The sequence below is a fragment of the Ralstonia sp. UNC404CL21Col genome (assembly GCF_000620465.1).
Taxonomy (GTDB): domain Bacteria; phylum Pseudomonadota; class Gammaproteobacteria; order Burkholderiales; family Burkholderiaceae; genus Ralstonia; species Ralstonia flatus.
Map to the genome: position 1 here is coordinate 921526 of NZ_JIBE01000004.1, position 23458 is coordinate 944983.

Genomic DNA, 23458 nt, shown 5'->3' on the forward strand with positions numbered 1-23458 from the left:
GCGTACCCGTTTCTGCGTGACCTCTACACGCCTGCCGCACGCCTGACGCAACACACCATCTCACCCATCGGGGCAACTCCGGGGCGCGACAACCTGCGACATGTCGCTACAATTCTGAGGATCAGCTTAGGCTGCCCACAGAACAACCACACCGAGACGCCCTCATGGATAGCACTGCCACCCCGCATGCGGTTGACCCGCACGACACACGTCGCCGCATCTTTGCCATCGTCGGCGCGTCGTCGGGCAACCTCGTCGAATGGTTCGACTTTTACGTCTACGCGTTCAGCTCGCTGTACTTTGCGCCAGCGTTCTTCCCGAGCGGTGACCGCACAACGCAACTGCTGAACACAGCCGGTGTGTTTGCGGCAGGCTTCCTGATGCGGCCCATCGGTGGCTGGCTCTTCGGCCGCATTGCCGACAGGCACGGCCGCCGCACCGCGATGATGATCTCGGTGCTGATGATGTGCGGCGGCTCGCTGCTGATCGCGGTGCTGCCAACGTATGCGCAGATCGGTGCGTTGGCCCCGTTCCTGCTGCTCGTGGCGCGGCTGTTCCAGGGCCTGTCGGTGGGCGGGGAATACGGCACCAGCGCAACCTACATGAGCGAGGTGGCGCTGCAGGGCCGGCGCGGCTTCTTTGCCTCGTTCCAGTATGTGACGCTGATCGGCGGCCAACTCTGCGCCGTCCTCGTGCTCGTCATCCTGCAGCAACTGCTGACGACTGCAGAGCTGAAAGCCTGGGGCTGGCGCATTCCCTTTGTGGTGGGCGCCCTCACCGCGCTGATCGCCCTGTACCTGCGCAAGTCGCTGCACGAAACGCAGACGACCTCCGCGCGCAAGGTCGAGCATGCCGGCACGATCCGCGGCGCGTGGCAGCACAAGGGCGCGTTCCTGCGCGTGATCGGCTTTACAGCCGGCGGCTCGCTGATCTTCTACACGTTCACGACGTACATGCAGAAGTACCTCGTCAACACGGCGCACATGGAGACGAAGACCGCCTCCAACGTGATGACGGGCGCGCTGTTCGTCTACATGATCCTGCAGCCCGTATTTGGCGCGCTGTCCGACCGCATCGGCCGCCGCAATTCAATGCTGCTGTTCGGCGCCCTGTCGGTGCTGGGCACGGTGCCGCTCATGAATGCGCTGGCCACGGTGTCGACGCCGCTTGCTGCCTTCGGCCTCATCACGCTGGCGCTGGCCATCGTCAGTTTCTATACGTCGATCAGTGGCCTGATCAAAGCCGAGATGTTCCCGCCGGAAGTGCGTGCGATGGGCGTGGGCCTCTCGTACGCGATTGCGAATGCGGTGTTCGGTGGCTCGGCGGAGTACGTGGCGCTGTGGTTCAAACAGGCCGGCAGTGAATCGACGTTCTATTGGTACGTGACGGCGCTGTGCGCGGTGTCCTTCATCGTGACGTACTTCATGCCCGATCCGAGCAAGGAAGGGTATCTGCGCCACGAGCCGTAATCGCGGCCCGGCGTTTCAACCACGCGCCCATACCGCGACCTCCGATGTCTCAAACGGTGTCGCGGTCGGGCTTCCTGCATCAGCTTCCGGCTAACCCATCGCGCCCAACGCAGCAGCCACCAGGCGACGCTGCTCCGCCTGATGCGCGCGCACCGACGCATGCGCGCCCGATGGTGTCGCGCTGCGGCATACACCGGTCAGTCGGCTCCCCTGCGGAACACAGGCCTCCAGCGCCTCGCGCACGAAGCGCCATGCGCCCTGGTTGGCATCCTCCTCCTGGGCCCAAACGATTTCCTTCAGGTTCGGGAATACCGCCAACGCAGCGGCGAGCGCCTCCTGCGGAAACGGGTAGACCTGCTCCACGCGGACAAGCGCCACATCCGTACGAGCCTCCCGCTCGCGCTGCGCCTGCAGTTCGTAGAAGAACTTGCCGCTGCACAGCACCACCCGCGTAACGGTTTGCCCGTCCACCACCGAGGCGTCCGCCAGCACCGGCATGAAGCACCCGTCGATCAGGTCCTGCACGCGCGAATGCGAACGCCCGTTGCCATGGAGCTGCGTCTTCGGAGACATGACGATCAGCGGCTTGGGCGTTGCCAGCGCGGCTTGCTCGCGCAGCAGGTGGAACCATTGGCCCGACGTCGACGGCATGACCACGCGCATGTTGTCATCCGCGCAAAGCTGGAGAAAACGCCCCAGGAATCCGTTGGAATGCTCCGGCCCGACACCTTCGTGGCCGTGCGGCAGCAACATCGCCAATGCAGACTGGCAGCCCCACTTGTATTCGCCCGAAGCGATGTACTGGTCGATGAAGACCTGCGCACCGTTGACGAAGTCGCCGAACTGGGCCTCCCACAACGTCAGCCGCGACCGGGTCTGCACGCTGTAGCCGTATTCGAAGCCCAACGCCGCTTCTTCCGACAACGGCGAGTTGACGATGTCGAACGTGCCCTGGCACGGCGCCACGTGCTGCAACGGAACGTACCGTCGGCCTTCGTCGGACAGCGTTGCCTGGGAATGCCACACCGCGTGCCGATGCATGAACGTGCCGCGCCCGACGTCCATGCCGGACAACCGGATGCTCTGCCCGTCTTCCAGCAGCGTGGCATGGGCCAGGTTTTCAGCCAGGCACCAGTCGACCGTATGCGCGCCGCTCGAGACCGCCGTGCGCCAGCGCTCGCACAATCCGCGCACGACATCGTGCAGCAGCACGCCGTCGGGCGGCGTAGTCAGCGTCTGCGTCAATACCTGCACGCGGTGCAATGACAACGGCTGCAACTGGCGGCGCGCCGCACCGTGCGGCAGCGAAGCGTCGGCTTCACCCGGGGCGGCACCGGGGCCTGCGTGCAAATCGCGCACGGCCGCGTCACGCAGATCGGCCAGCCGGGCGGGTTCCGCGCTGGCCGCGTGATACAGCTCCGTGACGGTCGGATGCGCGGCAATGGCCGCGTGCAGCGCGGGTTGCGTCACGGCGGGCGTGTCGTGCTCCGAATGTCCAAGGCGGCGATAGCCGATCAGATCGATGACGATGTCGGCGCCATGCTCCATGCGGTACGCAATGGCAATCCGAGCGGCACGCATGACGGCTTCCGGGTCGTCAGCGTTGACGTGCAGCACCGGCGCGTCGACCATGCGCGTCACGTCGGTGCAGTAGTCGTGCGCACGCACGTCCATCAGGTTGGGTGTTGTAAAGCCGATCTGGTTGTTGACGATCACGTGCACGACACCGCCTGCCGTGTAGCCGCTGCGGCGGGTCAGGTTCAGTGTCTCCATGACAACGCCTTGCCCCGCGAACGCCGCATCGCCATGCACCATCACGGGCAGGCACGGTGTGCCGGGGTGCTCGTCCACATGCGCACGCGCCATGCCACACACCACGGCGTACACGCTCTGCAGATGCGAGGGGTTGGGCGCCAGCACGAGCGAGACCTCATCGCCCGCAACCATCCGGCGCGCAACGTCACCAAGGTGATACGGCAGATCCCGCTGGGTGAATGCGATGTCCGAATCCGGATCGAGCCGATCGAGCATGCCGCGCGCCCCAAACCCCATCACGTTGACGAGCGTATTCAGGCGCCCGCGATGCGGCATGCCGAGAAACACCTGCCGCACGCCGTGGCCGGCACCTTCCTCCACCAGCGCATCGAGCAGCGGCACCAGGCTCTCGCAGCCCTCCAGGGAGAACCGCTTGGCATGCGCGAACGTGCCGCCAACAAGACGCTCCCACATCTCCGCCGCCACCAGCCGGCGCAGCAACGTGCGCTTCTGGTCAGGTGCGAGCGGCGGTGCCAGCAGTTCTGCCTCCATGCGCGCGTAGAGCCATGCGCGGCGTTGGCGCTTGCGCACGCTGCTGCAATCGAGGCCGATGGCGCCGCAGTACACGCGCTTGAGCTGCCATTCGAGTTCCTGCATCGTCGTCGCGGTGGGCAGAACCGCGCTGGCGGGATCGCACTTCTGCGCCGGGTCGAGGCCATGAAACCGCAGGCGAAGCTCCGGCACGTCGGGCAGGGGCACGCGTGCGAGCGGGTCCAGCCGCGCGCGCCGATGCCCGTGCTCGCGATAGGCGTCGATCAACTGGGTGACAGGGGTGAGTGGGAGCGCCGTAGCAGGGCCGGCCGGCGCGTTGGACAGGTCAAACCCTGCGGCCGGACCCGGGTCGGCCATTTGAGGAGCGTGGGAGGACATGGTTGTTCAGGAGATAAGAGACACCGTGGGTGGGTCCCGCCATCGGCACGCCGGCGCACCCGCGCGCGCAATCCTCCAACCAGCACAGCGGTTGCGCAGCAGACACCTGTTCGGCAAATGGCGGGACCGTTCGAAACGCCAAAGCAAAGCGCTACGTCGATTCCTTCTGTAACGAGCCGCTTGGCGGCGACCCGTGCCTCCTCCGTTGGACTGCTGACTGCAACATCACTGCGACAACAACTGCGAATGACAAACGTGGTTAAGCGCGCGCCCAGCCAGCTTGCGTCAGCGTGGCCGTCCCGCTCTGTGCGCCCTGCGCATGACCCGACATGTCGCCATGCAGCTTGAACGCGCTGACCATGTCGGCCAGCTGATCGGCCTGGTCCTGCAGCGCCTGTGCCGAGGTCGCGCCTTCCTCGACCAGTGAGGCGTTTTCCTGCGTGACCTTGTCCATCTGCGTGATGGCCTCGTTGATCTGCTCGATGCCTTCGCTCTGCTCGCGGCTTGAAGCGCTGATCTCGGCAACGATGTTGGTCACGTTCTGGATACCGGCCACCACGTCGCGGATGATCTGGCCGGCCTCTTCCACCTTGGCGGTGCCGGTGCCGACGTGGTTGACCGAATCTTCGATCAGCGCCTTGATCTCCTTGGCCGCAGCGGCACTGCGCTGCGCCAGGTTGCGCACCTCGCCCGCCACCACCGCAAAGCCGCGACCCTGCTCACCGGCGCGTGCAGCTTCCACTGCGGCGTTCAGTGCCAGGATGTTGGTCTGGAACGCGATGCTGTCGATCACGCCGATGATGTCGACGATCTTGCGTGACGACGCATTGATGGTGCTCATGGTCTCGATCGCCTCGCCCACGGCATCGCCGCCCTTGGTCGCCACCAGCGATGCATTGGATGCCAGGCGGCTCGCTTCCTGCGCGTTGTCAGCGTTCTGCTTGACGGTAGAGGTGAGCTGCTCCATGGCCGCCGCCGTTTCTTCCAGTGAGCTGGCCTGTTGCTCGGTCCGGCTGGAGAGATCGATGTTGCCGCTGGCCACCTCGCGCGATGCGCGCGCGATGGTGTCCGTACCGACTCGCACACGGCCGACGATCCCGTGCAGGTTCTCGGTCATGCGCTTGAGCGCGGCCAGCAAACGGCCGATCTCGTCTTGCGCGCCAACCTCCAGACGATGCGTCAGGTTGCCCTGCGCCACGGCTTCGGCCAAGTGCAGCGCACGGTTGATCGGGCCGGTGATCGTGCGGGTGATGAACGCGCCCGTGGCAATGGCAAGCAAGGTCGCCAGCACGGCAAGCACGATCATCTGAATCTTCGCGTTGGCACCTTGCTCGGCGGCTTCGCCGACGTCGTGCTCCATCTCGCTGGCCTGGCGGTCCACCATCTTGTCGACCAGCACGTAGTACTGGTCTTGCAGGCGGCTCATGTCACCCTGGTACAGCACGCGAGCGTCTTCCGGCTTGTTGGCATCGATCAGCTCAAAGAACTTGCGCACGCTCGCACCGTAAGCGGAACGCGCGTCGAACTGTTCCTTGAAGAGCGCCTTGCCCGCATCGGTCGTCAACATCTTCTCCAGCCGCCCATACGCCTGCCCGTTGGCCTGCCGGATGGCTGCGTAGTCGTTCATGTACTTCGCTTTCTGGTCGGCCGACGTGGCCAGCAACAGATTGCTGAGAATGCCGTTGGCCTTGTAGCCGTTGTTCTTGATCTGGTTGCTCAGTGCGATCAGCGAATAGCGCTCGCTGACGATCCGGCCCATCTTCGTGTTGTTGTCGTCGAGCCGTTGGATGCCGACGGCGGCGGTCCCGATCAACAGCGCCACGACAAGCGCGAACGCTGCACCAAGGCGCACCCCGATCTTCATATCCGAGATTCTCATTTGCTTCATTCCTGTTTCAGCGGCGTCAGAGAGAGACGTCATGACCTGGGCAATGCCATCGCTACAGCCATAGCCATAGCCATCTGGCGATGCATCAGGTGCATGCGTTGAAGCAGGAGCATCTTGAAGACAGGTGCGGCTGTCGTTGACCGATCTTCAAAGCCGTCGCGCTGCAAGATTGCCCAGGCTGCTTTGACCGGAAATGACGGCACGGCAAAAGGATTCTTGAATGCGATGCTGGGGCAGCAGCGCGCTTCAAACCTGTGCACTCGGCGGGAGAGGTCCGTGCAGATCTTGACCTGCGTGGCGCCAGTATTGGCCTGGCGGCACATCGGCGCCAAACGAAGAGAAGGAACGCGCACCAAATGCGCGCTTTTGTGAACCGTGACGGCGCAGAAACTTCGGATCTGAAATTTTTTTAATTCTCGTATACGGACCGAAATTGAGCTGCCGACTGTGCTGTTACGCGCGCGTTGGCTCCATGCTCGGCGGGCGCGCATCGGACGTGCTGGAAAAGCGGGCCGTCACACGGAAGCAGTCAGCAGACGAACATCCTGCAGCTACGTGCCCCCCGCAGAAGAGGAAGGCACACGCAAACGCGCCGCGATCGCGGCCCCGCCGAAGACCGGTTCATGAGGTTGTCAGATACACGGGGCGAATGATGATTCGCCGGCTTCTTGATGCGCTTTTGCGCAAATACGTTTCATGAGATGCGGATTGACATGTTCAATTGACAATTGCACAGTCAACAAAAACGCAATCAGATCTAAACGTGATTTCACTCTTTATAGGGATGTGTGAGCAAATTGTGAACGTTATGCTTGGCCCCAGTTTGAAGCGCCGTCTGCAACGATTCTTCAGCGCAGCGGCCTGAAGGGGGAAGCACCATGAAGTTCGCCATATTGACCTCAAACCCATCCAGCTTTACCTACGTTGCAAGCTGCCTGTCCAGCCAGGACGCAGAATGCGTCCGCTTTGACGACGCCCTGGCGCTGCTGCGTGCGCGCCGCACGGAAACGTTTGACCTGCTGATGATCGACGCGCAGCACTTCCGTACCGCCGGGCAGCTCGTGCTTTCGTGGCGTGAGTGCAATGCCGACATGCGCTGGCCCACCCTGGTGTTCGGCCAGTTTGCGGATCGCGGTGACATGGCCTCGGCCTTCGATGCGGGCGTGGACGACGTGTTGACGGGCCACTTCACTGCCGAAGAGCTGCAAGCCCGCGTGCAACGGGCCCTGCGCCGCGCCGCGCCGGTGCGCCAGAACGCCGGCATGCACGTCGTGGTGGGGCCGTATCGCCTGTGCCGGCTGACCCGCACGGCGACGGTCAACAGCATCCCCATTCGCATGACGGCGCGGGAATTTGCGACGGCATGGCTGCTGTTCTCCTCGCCGGGTTCGTTCCTGTCGCGTCAGCAGATCGCATCGGCCGTGTGGGGCGCAGACGCCAGCATCGTCGAGCGCTCGATCGAGCAGCACATCTACAAGCTGCGCAAGAAGCTCCAGTTCGGGCCCGAGACCGGCGTGGAACTCAAGACGGTGTACGCACGCGGCTACCAGCTTGCCGTGCAAGCCGCCGGCAACGGGCCGGCAGACGCACCGCCGCCGCCCAGCCTGGCCGCTTAAGCGAGCCTTTTGCGCAAACGATTGCGGCTTTCTGGGCCCAGCGCGCCCACAGCAATCGTTTTTTAGCGTTTCTTAATAACATCATTCAAGACAGACGCATTTGTGCTGGCTTATTCAATCCAGCGCTTGTTTAAAAACGATTGCCTTGTTAATTGTTATCGCGTTAAGGATTTCCTGCTAAGGGAATTCACAGCGCATTGCTGCTATCGCGCACCCCATTCGGTTCAATTGCATCCTGCAAATGGATCGGGGCGTTCTGGAAAAATCTGGCATTCCCGCCCGTCACGGGAATGCGTCAATCCGTTGTTATTGGCTGTAGCCCCGCCGCTCGATGGCGGCTAACACATCCCACGTCTGCGGATCGACGTCGCGGCCCCCGAGCGACATCGAAACGTACGCGTCAATCGCATCCACAAAGCCTTTGATGAACGCCGGCGGGAACGCATGTGCGGAGAGGTGCTGAAGCTCCTCACGCAGCATGCCAGGGCGGCATTGGCCGTGGTTGCGCATGGCTGTGCGTGTGCGCTTGAGATACGCCTGCGCCGCCATAGCGCCGTTCAGATAAGTGCGATTTTTGGTGAGCGTGCCTGCGTCGGATGACGTGGGCGCTGGACTGGGGAGTGGTGCTGGTGGAGATGGATACGACGCTGGTCGCGTCTCGTCTGCAATAGGCATGGAGCCTCCTTGGGATTGAAGGAGCCTCACCATCTCGGCGCTAAACGAGGGTGGCGGGCCTGACAATGGTGTTAGCGACCCGGTCCCAAGGAAACCGGTAGACCCGAAGGTCTCACCATCCGGCCCGCCAAAGTAGGCGCGAACGGAAGCAGCAGTGCGACTGCATGCAGCAATCGTCCGCCTTGGTGTTTCAGGTCGCTAAACCAGACTGCCGTTGGTGCGGCAGCGGGGTGGATTATAGCGAGGGGGGCTGCTTCCAACTTCCGATTCTGTGAACCCAACCTCCGGGCTCCAATGGCCCCCGCGCAGTGCGAAACGAGGCCCAACGCGAGGGGCCGTTGGCCCTCCGCCAAGCACGTCCGCCCTTCTGCTCCTCGCCGTTGTCCTGCAGACAGCCGAGCGCCGCCGTTTTAGGCGCGTGTATGGATCTCAAACATTCGATCTCGACAGTCCGAGAGCGACATGCCACCGTCAGACAGTGGCGCATGGCCCTCGGAGGCCCGAGCACGGCCCAAAAACATTCGACACATCGGACCTCCGAGACCCGAGCTTGGCCCTCAAACATTCGACGTTGGCCCGTTGAGGCTGACGTTCCACCGTCCAAGGGTCGAAGCCGGCAGTCAGAGGTCGAAATTTTCGAGCTTGGACGGTGGAAGGTGTGTGTTTGAGGCCCACGCTCCGCCTGCAGAGGTCCAAGCTTGGCGGTTGGAGGTCCACGTTCGGACCACCGAGGCTCGTCATCGGCGGTTTATGGCTCGACCTCCATCCTTCCGGAAACGTCACCCCAGTTCCCCATACCCACGCATGCGCGCCTCGCGTGCCATCACGGCGATGGGCCGGTAATGCGCCAACGTGGTTGGCACGATGTCTTCCAGCCGTAGCCTCGCGCGCAGGCCGGCGTCATCGTGCAAGGCTTGGCGCATTGCGTTCCTCACGCGCTGCACCAGCGTGTCGCCCGCGCGGCGTGAGGCGATGAAGGGCAGGCCGGCCACATGCCGTGTCGAGCCGATCTGCCGTAGCCCCGCAACCAGGTCTGGCCTGTGCTCTGCGGCAAAGGCCAGCGTGACGCAGTCGATGGCGGCAACGTCGGCCTCGTCGTCGGCCACCGCCGCCAGCGACCGCAGGTGCGAGCCCGTGTGCACGACGGCCCCGAAGAACCGCGCACCGCGCACCAGCGGCGCAACGGCGTGGCGCAGCGCGTTCATGCCGCTGTGCGAATCGGGGCTGTTGCAGGCCACGCGCGCGCCCCGGCATGCGGCCAGGGTGGCGGGGCCATCTTTGGCGCGCACCACGATTGCGCTGCTATAGGCTTCCTGCTGGCAGCCGGGCACCACAAAGCGCGGGGTGCCGATCAGCTGCACCCGCGATGCCAACCCGCGAATCAACGGGTAGCCGCAGGTTTGCGACAGCAACACGTCGTCGCGCCGCCAGAATGTGTGCAGCGCGTCGGGGCTCTCGCCCGGGTCCACGGTGTCCAGCATCACGGGCGACGTGCCACGGCCGAGCGCCTGCGCTGTCCGCTCGATCAGCGTAGCCCAGTCGTCCCGCAACGACGCAGAGACGTTGTACATCGGGAGGGCTGCCACCCAGCGCTCACGCTTCGCCATATTCGCGATATTCCCCAGGACCATGGAACAGCGGATGCGCAACGGGCGCCGCCACGCGGAGCGCATAGCGGATCAGCCATTCCCGATAACCGCGGACATGGAAGCCGCCGTTGCGCGCGAGGTAGTCGTCGGCGCGGCGCCGGTAGACCCACGCCAATGCAAACCACGGTACGGACGGCAGGTCGTGGTGCACCAGATGGTAGTTGTTGTTGAGAAACAGCAAGCGCCACATCAAGCCGGCGTCGTTGATGACGCTGCGGGTGGCGTGGGAATCCGCCGCGCGATGCTCTTGGAAAGAGCGGATCGCCGCCAATGACAGCGCCGGATAGGCCACGCCCAGCAGCATGAGCCAGGCGGGCAGGCCGCAGGCCGTCTGCAGCCAGACGAGCAGCGCCGCGACGGCAAGCAGGTGGGCCGCCCACATCGGCGCGTCGCGCCAGTCGCCCGAGCGCAGCGTTGCGAGAGCATCCGCCGCAATGGCGAAGATCGAGAACGCGGGCTGCAGCAACATCCGCCCCGCCAGCGTATTGCGGGCGGCATACAGCTTGCGCATGGCCGGACTGGCCGCATACCAGTCGACGGCGAAGAGGAAGTAGCTCTCCGGATCGGTGTCGGGGTGCGTGAGTTCAGCTTCGTGGTGCTGCAGATGCAGGCGCCGGTACAGGCCATAGGGCAGCCAGATGCCGAGCGGCGCGGCGCCAAGCAGGGCATTGAGCCACGGCAAGCGTGTCGGGTGACCATGCAGCAGCTCGTGCTGCAATGACAGGTACCACGTGGTGCACAGCGTGAGCAGCACGCACGCCAGCGGCAAACCGAGTTGCCGCACATGCGTGGCAATACCAAACCAGGTCGCATAGACCGTGGCGATCAGCAGCCACGTCGGCAGCTCCGTGCGCCACAGCCAGTGACGGGCGGCCTGCGCCAACTCCGTGCGCTGTCGGTCGTCAAGATAAATGGCCATGCGTGCAGGCTTGCGTTGTGGAACGAAAGCACAGCATACGGGCCGGTCCCGCACGACCGGAACGAAGGATTGCCGATAACGATATGTGGCAGTCGGCCGCTAGCGCACATGGCGTTCAGGGCCTTCTTTGATCCGCATGCAGCGCCGTGACGCAAAGTGCGCATCTGCTGGTCGATGCGATTTGCAGCCCGGTCGCTGCCGCAATAGCAGACGATCGCTGCATCACAAGTGCGCGAATATGCATGCTCCCAATCCTTCGTTGGCACGCGTACACCGGCAGCCCATAGTGATTGCTTCTCGAGTGCAATGAGCGATGGAGCAAACGATGTCTGTGCTGCTTGGATGGCGACGCTGGGTGGTTCGCGCAATGTGGGTGGCGGCAGCCGGTGCTGCCGGACCGGCCGTGGCGGCACCGGCCTCGGGCGAGCCCCTGTACTTTGGCGTGTCCGGCCCGCTGACCGGCCAGAACGCGCAGTACGGCGCGCAATGGAAGGCCGGCTTTGACCTGGCGCTGGAGCAGATCAACGCTGCCGGCGGCATCCACGGGCGACCGCTGCAGTATGTGTTTGAAGACAGCCAGAGCGACCCGCGCCAGGCCGTCGCCATTGCGCAGAAGTTTGTGAACGACCGCCGCATCCTCATCGAACTGGGCGACTTCTCCAGCCCAGCGTCGATGGCGGCCTCGCCGATCTACCAGCGCGCAGGGCTTGTACAACTGGGCTTCACCAACTCGCACCCGGACTTCACCAAGGGTGGTGATTTCATCTGGAGCCCGTCGGTCAGCCAGGCCGATGCTCAACCGCTGCTGGCCGACCTGGCCGTCAAGACCGAAGGCTTCAAGCGCGTGGCCGTGCTCTACCTGAACACCGACTGGGGCCGCACCAGCAAGGATGTTTTCGTGACGGCTGCCAAGCAGCGCGGCGCGCAGGTGGTGGCCACCGAGGGCTATCAGCCCGACGAGAAGGATTTCCGCTCCACGCTCGTGCGCGTGCGCGTGCGCGACGCCAAGCCCGACGGCATCGTGCTGATCTCGTACTACGCAGACGGCGCGCTCATCGCCGGGCAGTTGCGGGCCACGGGCATCCAGTTGCCGATCGTGGCGGCCAGCTCGGTGTATTCACCCAAGTTCCTGGAGCTGGGCGCGACGGCCGTCAACGGCGTGGCCACTAACACCACGTTCTTCCCCGACGAGCCGCGGCCCGAGGTGCAGACCTTCGTCAAGCAGTTCCGCGCCAAATACCAGCGCGACCCCGACGCCTTCAATGCCTTTGCGTACGACGCCGTCATCCTGGCCGCCGAAGCGCTGAAGGCGGGCGGCACGGACCGCCGTGCCATCCGCGATGCCCTGCCCAAGCTGCGCGACGTGCCCAGCGTGGTGTTCGGCCGCGCCACATTCGACCCGGCCACGCGCCGCGTGCTGGGCGTGCGCAGCGTCAACGTGGTGGTCAAGGACGGCAAGTGGGCGCTGCTCGATCGCAAGACCACGGTCGCCGCGCAATAACGGGGCGGATGGATCGAAGATGGAATCGCTGCTGCATGGGGCGTGGCTCGACTACACGGTCAACGGGCTCGTCGTCGGCAATATCTATGCGTTGCTGGCGGTGGGGCTGGCGCTGATCTTCGGCGTCTCGCACCTGATCAACTTTGCGCATGGCTCGGTCTATACGGTCGGTGCGTTCATCGGATGGTTTGCCATCACGCACCTGCATGCGCCGCTGTGGGTGACGATCGCGCTGGTGATCGTCGGCTCGGCGCTGCTCGGCATGGGCATCGAGCGTGTCGGGTTGCGCCCGCTGGCAAATGCACCGCGCATTGCGCCGCTGCTGGCAACCATCGGTTTGAGCTACGTGATCGATCAGGCCGTCCAGTTGCTGGCCGGGCCAGACCCACGTGCGCTGCCGAACCCCCTGCCCGACTGGCGCCTCACGTTGGGCGGCGGCAGCATCGGTGCGCTGGACGTGCTGATCGCGGCGCTCGGCCTGGCCAGTGCGACGGTCCTGTTTGTATTTCTGCGCTACACGCGGCTGGGTTGGGCCGTGCGCGCCACCGCGCAGGACCGTGATGCCGCGCGGCAGATGGGCGTGAGCACGCACGCGGTCAACCAGGCCGTGTTTGCCATCGCCTCTGCGCTGGGTGGGCTGAGCGGGCTGCTGGTCGGCATGTACTACAACAACATCAGCCCCGCGATGAGCTTTCAGGCCACGCTCAAGGGCGTGGTGGCGGTCGTGATCGGCGGTGTGGGCAATGTGCCCGGGGCGATTGCGGGCAGCCTGCTGCTCGGCCTGACCGAGAGCTATGGCGTCGCCCTGTTCGGTACGCCGTATCGCAACCTGTTCGCCTTCCTGCTGCTGGTGGGCGTGCTGGTGTGGCGGCCGAATGGACTATTCGCGCGCAAACCCGCGCTGTCGCCCGAACCGCTGACGGGCACCTTCATCGCACCGAGCCGCCCGATCAACGTGCCGCGTTGGGTGTGGCCCGTGGCAATTGCCGTGCTGGCTGTGGTGCCGCTGACCGGCGTGTCGTCGTATGTCGTGCAGGTACTGACCAACGCATGGCTCTACGCGCTGCTGGCGTTGTCGCTCACGCTGGTGGCGGGCACGGCCGGGCAGATCTCGCTTGGGCATGCGGGCTTGCTGGCCATCGGGGCCTATGCCTCGGCGCTGCTGGCCATCGATGCCCAGGTGCCCGTGCTGCTTGCCGTGCTGCTGGCGGGCGTGGTGACCGCCGCGCTCGGCACGCTGCTGGTGCTGCCGGCATTCCGCTTGCGGGGGCACTACGTGTCGATCGCCACCCTCGGCATCGGCGAGATCATCGCGCTCGTCATCCTCAACTGGGAAAGCGTCACGCGCGGCCCCATCGGCGTGGCGGGGATTCCACCGTTGGCCGCCGGCAACTTCGCGCTCGACTCCGCCGCGGCGTTCTACTGGGTGGGCCTGGCTGCCGTGGTGGCACTGGGGCTGCTGCAGCGGCGCCTGCTGGGCACGCACCTGGGCCGCACCCTGCGCGCGATCCGCGAAGACGACGTCGCAGCGCGCGCCTACGGGGTCTCGCCCGCACGCTACAAGGCGCTGGCCTTTGGGGTGGGCGGCTTCCTGGCGGGCGTTGCCGGCGCGCTGACCGCGCATCTCTACAGCTACATCAACCACGAGACCTTCGGCTCGCCGATCTCCATCCTGGCGCTGACCATGGTGATCCTCGGCGGCCTGGGCAGCGTGGCGGGCGCGGTGATCGGCGCGGTGGCGCTTGTCGGCCTGCCTGAACTGTTTCGCGTCACGGCCGAGTACCGCATCCTGATCGTCGGCCTCACGCTTCTGCTGCTGGTCCGCTTCCGCCCCCAAGGCCTGCTGGGGACGGTCTGACCCGCCTTGTCGCACCACTCGGCACCACTCGGCACCACTGCGCACCACTCACACGAGGATCCCATGAGCACGCTCAACGATTACCTGATCGAAAAACGCGCGGCCGTACTGGCACGCGAAGCACGCATTGCGTCAGGCGCCTTTGAACCGGTGCGCCTGGCCGCCAGCGTCAGCGCTGAAGGCCGCAGCGGCGTGCGCCGCGTACGCATTCGCGAGCACCAGATCATCAGCGACAGCCCGCCCGACTTTGCCGGCTACAACCTCGGGGCCAGCTCTCCGGAACAGCAACTCGGCGTGCTGGGCTCGTGCGTGACGCATATCTTCCTGATCCAGGCCGCGCAGCATGAAGTGCCGATCGATTCGCTGGAAGTGGAAGTCACGGGCCAGATCGACGCCCGCGCCGGTCATCTGGGGTACGAGCACGTTCCGGTGTATCCGCACGACATCGGCTACACGGTGCACATCGCCTCGCCCGCATCGCGCGAGCAGCTCGACGCGCTGTTCGAAGCGGTCGAGCGTACCTGCCCGATCCTGAACCTGCTCAAGCATCCGCAAACCATCCGCGCCACGCTGCAGCACACGCGCACGGGCGGCGCCGACGGCTCGACCGGCAGCGCGACCGACCCGCAGGCAGACCATGCCGTCCCGGCTTGAACTGCGCGGCGTCACGCGTCGCTTCGGCGGGTTGACAGCGGTCGACGGCATCGACCTCGACGTAGCCGACGGCGAAGTCGTGAGCCTGATCGGCCCGAATGGCGCAGGCAAGACCACGCTGTTCAACCTCATCACCGGCGTCGACACCCCCGATGCGGGCACGGTGCGCGTGGATGGCGCCAGCACCACCGGCTGGCGCGCCGAGCAGCTTGCTGCCGCGGGCGTGGCACGCACGTTTCAGCACGGCCGCGTGTTCGGCAACCTGAGCGTGCTCGACAACGTGCTGATCGGCGCGCACACGCAGCTGCGCGCAGTGCGGCCGCGGTGGCCGGTGATTGGTCCGCTGGCCGAACTGGCGCTGGCGCTGTGGCGGCCAGCACGCGTGCGCGATGAGGAAGCCGCACTGCACCAACAGGCGCTCGACATCCTCGCGCTCTTTGGCGAGCGCCTGCTGCCGCGTCTGCATCAACCGACGTACACGCTGTCATACGCCAACCGCCGCCGCGTGGAGATTGCCCGCGCGCTTGCCGCGCGCCCGCGCCTGCTGCTGCTCGACGAGCCCACCGCCGGCATGAACGAAAGCGAAACCGCCGAGATGCAGCAGATCATTGCCGCACTCAAGGCACAGGGCCAGACCATCCTGTTGATCGAGCACAAACTCGAACTGGTGATGCAACTCTCCGACCGCGTGATCGCCATGGACAACGGCCGCAAGATCGCCGAAGGCCGGCCCGATGCCGTGCGCAACGATCCCGCCGTCATCGAAGCCTATCTCGGCCACCGCAGCGTGGGAGCGTTGGACACATCCGCCACCGGGCCCACCGCCCTGGCCGCATGACCATGACGACATCCATCGCCACGCCTCCCCCGCTGCTGCGGTTTGCCGGCATCCACACGCACTACGGCCCGGCCCAGGTGCATTTCGACGTGAACCTGGAGGTGCGGCCCAGCCAGATCGTCAGCCTGCTGGGCGGCAACGCCAGCGGCAAGTCCACCTCGATGAAGCTTATCCTCGGCCTGCACAAGCCGACCGCCGGCGACGTGCAGATCGACGGGGTGTCGACGCTCAAGCTCTCGACGCCGCAGATCATTCGCCTGGGCGTGGCGTCAGTGCCCGAAGCCCGCAGGCTGTTCGGGGCCATGACGGTGCGCGAGAACCTGCTGATGGGCGCCTTCACGCGCAACCCGCACCGGGAGCGCACCGCCATCGCAGAAGACTACGAGCGCATGCTCACACTCTTCCCGCGCGTGAAAGAACGCCTGCATGCGCTGGCCGGCACGCTGTCGGGCGGCGAGCAGCAGATGGTGGCGATGGCTCGCGCGTTGATGGGCCGCCCGCGCCTGATCTGCATGGACGAGCCGACCATGGGCCTGTCGCCGCGCTATGTCGACCATGTGCTGGACCTCATCGCACAAGTCAACGCCACCGGCGTGTCGGTCTTCATGGTGGAACAGAACGCCAGCCTCGCCCTGCGCATCGCCCACCATGGCTACGTCCTGCAGAACGGACGTATCGTGCTGTCGGGGCCGGCGCGCGAACTGTTGCACGATGCCCGCATCCGCAGCGCCTACCTCGGCGGTGAAGCCGCCTGACGCCTGACGCCGGACACCACTCGCATCCCTTCGAACCGGAACCACCATGAGCCTGACCCTGGACCACATCGTCATCCGCGTGAATGACCTGGAGCGCGTCATTGCCGACTACACGGCGCTTGGCTTCACCGTGCAGCGCGGCGGCACGCACGCCGACGGCGTCACGCACAACGCGCTGGTCGGTTTTGCCGACGGCAGCTACCTGGAGCTGATCGCCTTCCTGCAACCCGCGCCCGAGCGCCGCTGGTGGTTGCTCGGCGAGCGGCATGGCGAAGGCTATGTCGACTTTGCCCTGCTGCCGCACAACGTGGGCGCCGTGGTCGATGCCGCGCGTGCGCGTGGTCTCGACTACGAAGGCCCGCTGCCCGGCGGCCGTCTGCGCCCAGACGGCGCCAAGCTCGTCTGGGAACTCGGCCGCCCTGCCACCCCCGACCTCCCCTTTCTGTGCGGCGACGTGACCCCGCGCCACCTGCGCGTGCGCGAAGGCCAGGTGCGCGAACATGCCAACGGCGTACAGGGCATCGCTTCAGTCACGGTGGCTGTTCGGGATATCGAGACCAGCCTGGCGCGGTATCGCGCGCTGCTCGGATCGGCACAGGCGCCGCAAACGGTAACGTTGGCCGGCGTGGGCATCGCCTCGGCGGCGGTGCCGGTGGGCGACGCGGCCGTGGTGCTGGTCAGCCCGCTGCCGGATAGCGGGCTGCCTGCCGCGCTGGATCTGGAGCATCACCTTGCTACCCGCGGTGAAGGCGTCCTGGGGCTGACGCTGTCGAGCAGCGTCGCGACAACGGCCTCGCTGCCCGTGGAGCAGACGCACGGCGCACGGATTTCGGTATATCCGACTGCTGACGCGCGGCACTCAGCAGAAGGTGCATTGGCGGAGGCGACGCTCGCCTGATTCCGGTGGCGGCAGCGATTTTTGTTCGGGTTCGTCAATCAACGAACGAGAGACACGGAGTCTGGCCACCGGCGCGGCGTCTGGTTGGCCAGACTTTTTATCTGTCTACGTTTCAACAGTGGATCTGACGTTTGCGGACCGCCCTAATCCGGCACCACCGCCGTCACCTCAATCTCCACCTTGGCCCGATCCTCAACCAGCGCCGCCACCTCCACCGCCGTCATCGCAATGCTGAAGCTGCCGATCAGCTCGCGGAACGCCTTGCCGATCTCGGGGTAGGCCGCTACGTAGGCCTTCTTGTCGGTCACGTACCACGTCATGCGCACGATGTGCTCGGGCTTGGCATCGCCGGCGGCCAGCACTTCGACGATGTTCTGCAGCGCCTGCCGCACCTGACCGGCCAGGTCATCCGTATGGAACACGCCCTGCGCGTCCCAGCCGATCATGCCGGCCACAAACACCATGCGCCCGCGCGCAGACACACCGTTGGCATACCCTTTCGGACGCGGCCAGTTGGGAGGGAGGAGTACTTCCATGATGCAATTCCTTCTGGTTCTATTGCGACTGCGGTTGAACGCTCGCCTCGATCGCCTGCCGCACATCGGGCGGCATCGGCATCGCGCGATGCGTATTGAGATCGGTAAACACCAGCACCTGCTGCGAGCGCACGCGCTGTTCGTCGCCGGCCCAGCAATCCAGGCCCAACGTGAGCGACGCATTGCCCAGCCGCTCTAGCTTCAGCTTGAACTGCACGTCGTCGCCCATGCGGCTGATGGCGCTGAACTCGCAATGCAGCTTGACGATGGGCAGGCCGATGCGGCGCGGGCCCAGCATCTGCGCATACGAAACACCCAGGCCGTCGGTAAACCAGTCTTCGACCAGGCCGTTGAACAGCACGAGGTACTGCGGAAAGTAGACGATGCCGGCCGGGTCGCAATGCGCAAAGCGGATGCGCGCGGCGCGCTCGAAGTGGTAGTCGCTCATGATTTGTTGTGTTCGCGCAGGCGGTAGCGCAGCAGCTTGCCGACCTCACTGCGCGGCAGGCTCGCGCGAAACTCGATGGCGCGCGGATACTTGTACGGGGCCACGGTCTGCTTCACGAAGTCCTGCAGCGTCTTGACCATCTCCGGCCCCGCCGTGTGGCCGGGGTGCAATACAACGAACGCCTTGACGATCTGCCCGCGCTCTTCATCGGGCTCGCCGATCACGCCGCACTCGGCCACGGCCGGATGCTGCATCAGCGCGTCTTCCACCTCGGGCGCGGCGATGTTGTAGCCGGACGAGATGATCATGTCATCGGTGCGCGAGTGGTAGTGGAAGTAGCCTTCCTCGTCCATCACGTAGGCATCGCCCGTGAGGTTCCAGCCGTTGCGCACGTACGCGCGCTGGCGGTCATCGGCCAGGTAGCGGCAACCGGTCGGGCCTTGCACCGCCAGACGGCCCACGGTGCCCGGCGGCACGGGGTTGCCGGCGTCATCCACAACGCGCGCGACATAGCCAGGGACGGCCTTGCCGGTGGCGCCGGGGCGCACGTCGGCATCGGCGGCGGAGATGAAGATATGCAGCATTTCGGTCGCGCCAATGCCGTCAATCAATTCGATGCCGGTGGCGTTCTTCCACAGCGTGCGTGTGGCCACCGGCAGGGCTTCGCCCGCCGACACACAGCGGCGCAGCGGCGTCGCGCGCAACTCGTCTCCGCGCGCTGCGATGTTGCGGTACGTGGTGGGCGCGGTGAACAGCACCGTCGCGCCAAACGTGCGGATGCCGTCGACCAGATCGTTCGGCGACGCCTTCTCCAGCAGCACCGTCGATGCACCCACGCTCATGGGAAACAGCAGCAGGCCGCCGAGCCCAAACGTAAACGCCATCGGCGGGCTGCCGATGAAGATGTCGTCCGCGCGCGGTTGCAACACATGCGGCGGCCAGCACGCGCAAATGGCGAGGATGTCCCGATGAAAATGCATCGTCGCTTTCGGCACGCCCGTCGTGCCCGACGTGAAGGCAAGCAGGCACGTGTCATCTGCCGCCGTATCCACGTTGGTAAAGGTGTCCGGCTGGCGTGCCATGGCAGCCTCCAGCCCTTCCGGCGTGTCATCGTGAAAGCACAGCATCTGCACGGGCTTGGCGGCTTGCGAGACCGCATCGCGCAACTCGTCGACGAGCCGCGCATCGCACAGTGCGAAGCCGATCTCGCCCTTGCCCAGGATTTGGCCCAGCTCTTTGGCGCGCAGCAGCGGCATGGTCGTCACCGCAATGGCGCCCACTTTCATCACGGCAAACCAGCACGCAGCGAGCATCGGGCTGTTGGGCGAGCGCAGCAGCACGCGGTTGCCCGGCACAACGCCCATCTCATTGACCAGCACGTTCGCGATGCGGTTGGCGTGCGCCTGCAGATCCGCATATGTCCAGCGGATGCCGGGTGCCTGGATGCAGAGGCGGCCGCCCTCGCCAGCAGCAACGCGGCGGTCGAGCAGTTCGGTTGCGCAGTTGAGCTGCGGCGGAAACTGCAGCGCCGGCAGGTCGAAGCGATACACCGGTTGCAGCTCTGCCGGCGGCAGCCGGTCGCGGGCGAAGGTGTCGATATGGGCGCTGGGCATGGAGGACTCTCCGTCTCTGGCGTGGGCGTGGGCGTGTTCAGGACTTGGCGGGTGCCGCCGCACGCAGCAGTTCGCGCGCGATGATGAGTTGCTGCACTTCCGTCGCGCCTTCGTAGATCCGCAGCGAGCGAATCTCGCGGTACAGGCGCTCAACCGGCTGCTCGCTCACCACGCCCAGGCCGCCCCACATCTGCACGGCGGCGTCGATCACCTGCTGCGCGTTCTCGGTAGCGGTCAACTTGGCCATGGCAGCCTCGCGCGTCACGTTGCGGCCCTGGTCGCGCTGCCACGCGGCGCGGTACGTCAGCAGCGCCGCGCTGTCGATGGCGGTGGCCATTTGTGCGAGCTTGGCCTGTGTGAGCTGGAAATCCGCCAGCACGCCGCTGAACATCTTGCGGGTGGTGGCGCGCGCCAGCGCTTCGTCCAGTGCGCGGCGCGCAAAACCCAGCGCGGCTGCCGCCACCGACGTGCGGAACACATCGAGCGTGCGCATCGCCACCTTGAAGCCCTCGCCTGCCGCGCCCACGCGCTGGCTGGCCGGAATGCGGCAGTTGGTAAAGCGCAGGCGCGCCAGCGGGTGCGGTGCAATCACGTTGATGCGCTCCGCAATCTCAAAGCCCGGCGTACCGGCCTCGACGATGAACGCACTGATGCCGCGCGAGCCCGGTGCCTCGCCCGTGCGGGCAAACACGACGTAGAAATCGGCAATGCCGCCGTTGGAAATCCAGGTCTTCTCGCCGTCGAGCACATAGTCGGTGCCGTCTTTGCGGGCGGCGCAAGCCATGGCGGCCACATCGGAGCCGGCACCCGGTTCGGACAGCGCAAATGCAGCGATGGCCTCGCCACGCCCAACCTTCGTCAGATAACGCTCGCGCTGCTCGGGCGTGCCGTGCAACGAGATGGCGCCCGAGCCCAGCCCCTGCATCGCAAAGGCAAAGTCGGCCAGGCCGGAATGGCGTGCCAGCGTCTCGCGGATCAGGCAGATGGCGCGCGTGTCGATGGTCTCGCCTGCGCCGCCGTGCGCGGTGCCGCCCACGGCGTGGCGCAGCCAGCCAGCTTGCCCGAGCGACTTGACCAGCGCGCGGCATTCGGCATCCACATCGGGGCCGTGGTCATGCGGGATGTGCTTCGTGGCCCAGGCGTCGAGTTCGGTTTCGAGCTGGCGGTGCTTTTCGTCAAAGAAGGGCCATTGCAGATAGTCCTTGTCGCTCATCTCAGTTGCCCTCGAATACCGGTTTTTGCTTGGCGACAAACGCGTGATATGCCCGCGAGAAGTCTTCGGTCAGCATGCAGATGGCCTGCGCCTGGGCCTCGGCCTCAATGGCCTGCTCGATCGTCATCGTCCATTCCTGGTGCAGCATTGTCTTGGTGATGCCGTTGGCGAAGGTCGGGCCGGCGGCCAGGTCGGCGGCCAAGGCTTGCGCTTGGCTCAGCACCTCGGCCGGTTCACACAGGCGGTTGAAGAAGCCCCAGCGCTCGCCCTCTTCGCCGCTCATCGAGCGGCCGGTGTAGAGCAGTTCGCTCGCGCGGCCCTGCCCGATGATGCGCGGCAGGATCGCGCAGGCGCCCATGTCGCAGCCGGCCAGGCCAACGCGGTTGAAGAGGAACGCCGTTTTGCTGCGCGCCGTGCCCAGGCGCAGGTCGGAAGACATCGCCAGGATGGCGCCCGCGCCGGCGCACACGCCGTCAACTGCAGCGACGATCGGCTGCGGGCACGCGCGCATCGTCTTCACCAGTTCGCCCGTCATGCGCGTGAACATCAGCAGCTCGGGCGCCTTCAGTTGCACCAGCGGGCCGATGATCTCGTGCACATCGCCGCCGGAGCAGAAGTTGTCGCCCGCGCCGGCCAGCACGATGGCCTTGACGTCATCCGCCCATTTGAGCTGATGAAACAGGTCACGCAGCTCGGCGTACGAATCGAACGTGAGCGGGTTCTTGCGCTCGGGCCGGTTGAGCGTGATGGTGGCAACGCCGCCTTCCACGCTCCACAGGAAATGCTTGGCTTGATAGCCCGCCAGCGGTCGGCGGTTGCCGGCCAGCAGGGCCGGGTCCACATGGTGATTCGGGTCGGTCATGGTTGGGTCGGGTTCGTTCAAGGTTGATCTTCGCGGGCGTCCAGCTCTTGCTCGCGCTGCGCGAGGTGGACGCGCAGGTGGCCGAGCTGCGCATACAGCGCGTCTTTGTTGGCCATGCCAAGGCCGTCGAACATCTCGATCAGCCAGCGTTCGTGTTCGGCGGCCATCTCGGCAAAGTGCCGGCGGCCGGCATCCGTCAGCAGCACGCGAAAGGACCGGCGATCATCCGGATCCGCCTCGCGTTTGACAAGCCCTTCCTTTTCCAGCTGGTCGGTCAGGCCGGTGACGTTGCCGCCGGTCACCATCAGGTAGCGCGACAGCACGTTCATGCGCAGCCCGTCCGGATGGCGATCGAGTTGCGCCAGATAGTCGAAGCGCGGCAGCGTGGTGTTGAAGCGCGTGCGCAGGCGCTGGCGGATCTGTTGTTCGATCTGCGTGCTGCAGGCCAACAGGCGCAGCCAGATCTTGACGTCCATGTGGTCGTCCACATGCGCGCGGGCTTCCAGGCCGATACGTTCATCGCCCAGCGCATGCACAACGGCGTGGTGGCCTGAGGCACGCGTGGCGAGTGCAGTTTTGCGCCGGGTGCGTTCGGTGCTCACATCACCTCCCCGCCGGATACCGAGATGGCTTGGCCCGTGATTGACGACGCGCCTTCGGAGCACAGCCACACCACGGCGTTCGCCACTTCGTCGGGCGCGATCAACCGACCCTGCGGGTTGCCCTTCACCAGCTCGGCCCGCGCTTCTTCCGCGCTGCGTCCGGTGCGAGCGACGATGCGGTCGATGCTTTCACGCACGATGTCGGTTTCCGTATAGCCGGGGCAGACTGCGTTGACGGTGACACCGCGCGCCGCAAGCTCCAGCGCCAGCGAGCGCGTGAGCCCGATCACCCCATGCTTGGCCGCCACATACGCCGACACATACGCATAACCGCGCTGCCCCGCCGTGCTGGCAATGTTGACGATGCGGCCGCGGCCCGAGGCTTGCACATCGGCCAGCGCCGCCTGCGTGCACAGGAACGTGCCCGTCAGATTGACGGCCAGCATGCGCTGCCATTGATCGAGCGTGGTCTTGGCAAACGGTGCACTCTCGGCCTGGCCCGCGTTGTTGACCAGGATGGAGATGGGGCCCAGCCCCGCGCGTGCGGATTCGAATGCGCCTGACACACTTGCCTCGTCCGTCACGTCGCACGTCACGACTTGCGCGCGGGCGCTGTCGGGCAACGTTTTGGCGGTAGCGTGCAGCACATCGGCGTTGCGGCCCATCAGCGTGAGCGTGGCGCCATGCGCCGCGAGTTGCGCGGCAATCGCGGCGCCGATCCCGCGCCCAGCGCCGGTAACGACAGCGTGGTGCCCGCTGAGCATTGCAGGTGTCGCCAT

The 23458-nt window shown here is 65.6% G+C and carries 21 protein-coding genes; 8 read left to right on the top strand and 13 right to left on the bottom strand.

What is annotated here, in order from left to right:
* Positions 1-164: 164 nt before the first annotated feature.
* Complete coding sequence (locus tag N511_RS0112205; protein ID WP_027679557.1) at positions 165-1469, top strand: MFS family transporter; 1305 nt, start codon at positions 165-167, stop codon at positions 1467-1469.
* A gap of 90 nt (positions 1470-1559) precedes the next feature.
* Here the strand turns inward: N511_RS0112205 and N511_RS0112210 are convergent, their stop codons facing one another.
* The 3 genes from N511_RS0112210 to N511_RS25250 all read right to left on the bottom strand — a co-directional run bounded on the left by N511_RS0112210 (position 1560) and on the right by N511_RS25250 (position 6533).
* Positions 1560-4154: a 2-oxoglutarate dehydrogenase E1 component gene (locus N511_RS0112210; protein ID WP_051530914.1), complete on the bottom strand. Its 2595-nt coding sequence runs from the start codon at positions 4152-4154 to the stop codon at positions 1560-1562.
* A gap of 259 nt (positions 4155-4413) precedes the next feature.
* Positions 4414-6033 (bottom strand): methyl-accepting chemotaxis protein, encoded by a 1620-nt coding sequence (locus N511_RS0112215; RefSeq protein ID WP_027679559.1) that lies wholly within the window; start codon positions 6031-6033, stop codon positions 4414-4416.
* Positions 6034-6071: 38 nt separating this feature from the next.
* Entirely contained in the window at positions 6072-6533 is a 462-nt protein-coding gene (locus N511_RS25250; RefSeq protein ID WP_155954045.1) for a hypothetical protein, read from the bottom strand.
* A gap of 387 nt (positions 6534-6920) precedes the next feature.
* Between N511_RS25250 and N511_RS24165 the strand changes: the two genes are divergently transcribed.
* On the top strand, positions 6921-7658 hold the full coding sequence (locus tag N511_RS24165) for a response regulator transcription factor (RefSeq protein WP_051530915.1): 738 nt from the start codon (positions 6921-6923) through the stop codon (positions 7656-7658).
* 306 nt (positions 7659-7964) lie between these two features.
* Here the strand turns inward: N511_RS24165 and N511_RS0112230 are convergent, their stop codons facing one another.
* From N511_RS0112230 to N511_RS0112240, 3 genes are all read right to left on the bottom strand, one after another.
* Positions 7965-8333 carry a hypothetical protein gene (locus tag N511_RS0112230; RefSeq protein ID WP_027679561.1) on the bottom strand — a complete coding sequence of 123 codons (369 nt, stop codon included), beginning with the start codon at positions 8331-8333 and terminating at the stop codon, positions 7965-7967.
* Positions 8334-9112: 779 nt separating this feature from the next.
* Positions 9113-9940, bottom strand: a complete 828-nt coding sequence (locus tag N511_RS0112235; RefSeq protein ID WP_027679562.1) for a phosphate/phosphite/phosphonate ABC transporter substrate-binding protein — start codon at positions 9938-9940, stop codon at positions 9113-9115.
* Positions 9927-10901 (bottom strand): fatty acid desaturase, encoded by a 975-nt coding sequence (locus N511_RS0112240; protein WP_027679563.1) that lies wholly within the window; start codon positions 10899-10901, stop codon positions 9927-9929. Before N511_RS0112240 ends, N511_RS0112235 begins: the two co-directional genes overlap by 14 nt.
* A 325-nt stretch (positions 10902-11226) precedes the next feature.
* Here N511_RS0112240 and N511_RS0112245 point away from each other — a divergent pair, with 325 nt between their 5' ends.
* The 6 genes from N511_RS0112245 (at position 11227) to N511_RS24175 (ending at position 17405) form a co-directional block, all read left to right on the top strand.
* Entirely contained in the window at positions 11227-12402 is a 1176-nt protein-coding gene (locus N511_RS0112245) for an ABC transporter substrate-binding protein (RefSeq protein ID WP_027679564.1), read from the top strand.
* Positions 12403-12421: 19 nt separating this feature from the next.
* Complete coding sequence (locus N511_RS0112250; RefSeq protein WP_027679565.1) at positions 12422-14260, top strand: ABC transporter permease; 1839 nt, start codon at positions 12422-12424, stop codon at positions 14258-14260.
* 63 nt (positions 14261-14323) lie between these two features.
* Complete coding sequence (locus N511_RS24170; protein ID WP_037026634.1) at positions 14324-14914, top strand: OsmC family protein; 591 nt, start codon at positions 14324-14326, stop codon at positions 14912-14914.
* On the top strand, positions 14898-15752 hold the full coding sequence (locus tag N511_RS0112260; protein WP_027679566.1) for an ABC transporter ATP-binding protein: 855 nt from the start codon (positions 14898-14900) through the stop codon (positions 15750-15752). The genes N511_RS24170 and N511_RS0112260 overlap by 17 nt, the downstream gene beginning before the upstream one ends.
* A gap of 2 nt (positions 15753-15754) precedes the next feature.
* A complete protein-coding gene (locus N511_RS0112265) occupies positions 15755-16507 on the top strand; it encodes an ABC transporter ATP-binding protein (RefSeq protein ID WP_027679567.1) in 753 nt (250 codons plus the stop codon).
* Positions 16508-16553: 46 nt separating this feature from the next.
* A complete protein-coding gene (locus N511_RS24175) occupies positions 16554-17405 on the top strand; it encodes a VOC family protein (protein ID WP_037026637.1) in 852 nt (283 codons plus the stop codon).
* Positions 17406-17548: 143 nt separating this feature from the next.
* On the opposite strand, the gene N511_RS0112275 is transcribed toward N511_RS24175, so the two are convergent.
* The 7 genes from N511_RS0112275 to N511_RS0112305 are packed head-to-tail and all read right to left on the bottom strand — an operon-like array spanning position 17549 to position 23458.
* Positions 17549-17941 carry a RidA family protein gene (locus tag N511_RS0112275; RefSeq protein ID WP_027679568.1) on the bottom strand — a complete coding sequence of 131 codons (393 nt, stop codon included), beginning with the start codon at positions 17939-17941 and terminating at the stop codon, positions 17549-17551.
* 19 nt (positions 17942-17960) lie between these two features.
* A complete protein-coding gene (locus tag N511_RS0112280) occupies positions 17961-18389 on the bottom strand; it encodes an acyl-CoA thioesterase (protein WP_027679569.1) in 429 nt (142 codons plus the stop codon).
* Positions 18386-20002, bottom strand: coding sequence for an AMP-binding protein (locus N511_RS0112285; protein WP_027679570.1), 1617 nt, complete (start codon positions 20000-20002; stop codon positions 18386-18388). The genes N511_RS0112280 and N511_RS0112285 overlap by 4 nt, the downstream gene beginning before the upstream one ends.
* 37 nt (positions 20003-20039) lie before the next feature.
* Complete coding sequence (locus N511_RS0112290) at positions 20040-21215, bottom strand: acyl-CoA dehydrogenase family protein (protein ID WP_027679571.1); 1176 nt, start codon at positions 21213-21215, stop codon at positions 20040-20042.
* A gap of 1 nt (position 21216) precedes the next feature.
* Positions 21217-22077, bottom strand: a complete 861-nt coding sequence (locus tag N511_RS0112295; RefSeq protein WP_027679572.1) for an enoyl-CoA hydratase family protein — start codon at positions 22075-22077, stop codon at positions 21217-21219.
* 17 nt (positions 22078-22094) lie between these two features.
* The gene (locus N511_RS0112300; RefSeq protein WP_027679573.1) at positions 22095-22679 is read right to left on the bottom strand and encodes a MarR family winged helix-turn-helix transcriptional regulator; all 585 of its coding nucleotides are present in this window, start codon (positions 22677-22679) and stop codon (positions 22095-22097) included.
* Entirely contained in the window at positions 22676-23458 is a 783-nt protein-coding gene (locus N511_RS0112305) for an SDR family NAD(P)-dependent oxidoreductase (RefSeq protein ID WP_027679574.1), read from the bottom strand. The genes N511_RS0112300 and N511_RS0112305 overlap by 4 nt, the downstream gene beginning before the upstream one ends.

What these genes read in the sequence shown, in the direction of transcription:
- N511_RS0112215 (WP_027679559.1), bottom strand. Translation starts at nt 6,033, where the DNA reads ATGAGAATCTCGGATATGAAGATCGGGGTGCGCCTTGGTGCAGCGTTC.
- N511_RS24170 (WP_037026634.1), top strand. Translation starts at nt 14,324, where the DNA reads ATGAGCACGCTCAACGATTACCTGATCGAAAAACGCGCGGCCGTACTG.
- N511_RS0112280 (WP_027679569.1), bottom strand. Translation starts at nt 18,389, where the DNA reads ATGAGCGACTACCACTTCGAGCGCGCCGCGCGCATCCGCTTTGCGCAT.
- N511_RS0112230 (WP_027679561.1), bottom strand. Translation starts at nt 8,333, where the DNA reads ATGCCTATTGCAGACGAGACGCGACCAGCGTCGTATCCATCTCCACCA.
- N511_RS25250 (WP_155954045.1), bottom strand. Translation starts at nt 6,533, where the DNA reads ATGCGCGCCCGCCGAGCATGGAGCCAACGCGCGCGTAACAGCACAGTC.
- N511_RS0112285 (WP_027679570.1), bottom strand. Translation starts at nt 20,002, where the DNA reads ATGCCCAGCGCCCATATCGACACCTTCGCCCGCGACCGGCTGCCGCCG.
- N511_RS24175 (WP_037026637.1), top strand. Translation starts at nt 16,554, where the DNA reads ATGAGCCTGACCCTGGACCACATCGTCATCCGCGTGAATGACCTGGAG.
- N511_RS0112245 (WP_027679564.1), top strand. Translation starts at nt 11,227, where the DNA reads ATGTCTGTGCTGCTTGGATGGCGACGCTGGGTGGTTCGCGCAATGTGG.
- N511_RS0112210 (WP_051530914.1), bottom strand. Translation starts at nt 4,154, where the DNA reads ATGTCCTCCCACGCTCCTCAAATGGCCGACCCGGGTCCGGCCGCAGGG.
- N511_RS0112205 (WP_027679557.1), top strand. Translation starts at nt 165, where the DNA reads ATGGATAGCACTGCCACCCCGCATGCGGTTGACCCGCACGACACACGT.
- N511_RS0112250 (WP_027679565.1), top strand. Translation starts at nt 12,422, where the DNA reads ATGGAATCGCTGCTGCATGGGGCGTGGCTCGACTACACGGTCAACGGG.
- N511_RS0112275 (WP_027679568.1), bottom strand. Translation starts at nt 17,941, where the DNA reads ATGGAAGTACTCCTCCCTCCCAACTGGCCGCGTCCGAAAGGGTATGCC.
- N511_RS0112295 (WP_027679572.1), bottom strand. Translation starts at nt 22,077, where the DNA reads ATGACCGACCCGAATCACCATGTGGACCCGGCCCTGCTGGCCGGCAAC.
- N511_RS0112240 (WP_027679563.1), bottom strand. Translation starts at nt 10,901, where the DNA reads ATGGCCATTTATCTTGACGACCGACAGCGCACGGAGTTGGCGCAGGCC.
- N511_RS0112235 (WP_027679562.1), bottom strand. Translation starts at nt 9,940, where the DNA reads ATGGCGAAGCGTGAGCGCTGGGTGGCAGCCCTCCCGATGTACAACGTC.
- N511_RS0112305 (WP_027679574.1), bottom strand. Translation starts at nt 23,458, where the DNA reads ATGGCGACACCTGCAATGCTCAGCGGGCACCACGCTGTCGTTACCGGC.
- N511_RS24165 (WP_051530915.1), top strand. Translation starts at nt 6,921, where the DNA reads ATGAAGTTCGCCATATTGACCTCAAACCCATCCAGCTTTACCTACGTT.
- N511_RS0112290 (WP_027679571.1), bottom strand. Translation starts at nt 21,215, where the DNA reads ATGAGCGACAAGGACTATCTGCAATGGCCCTTCTTTGACGAAAAGCAC.
- N511_RS0112265 (WP_027679567.1), top strand. Translation starts at nt 15,755, where the DNA reads ATGACGACATCCATCGCCACGCCTCCCCCGCTGCTGCGGTTTGCCGGC.
- N511_RS0112260 (WP_027679566.1), top strand. Translation starts at nt 14,898, where the DNA reads ATGCCGTCCCGGCTTGAACTGCGCGGCGTCACGCGTCGCTTCGGCGGG.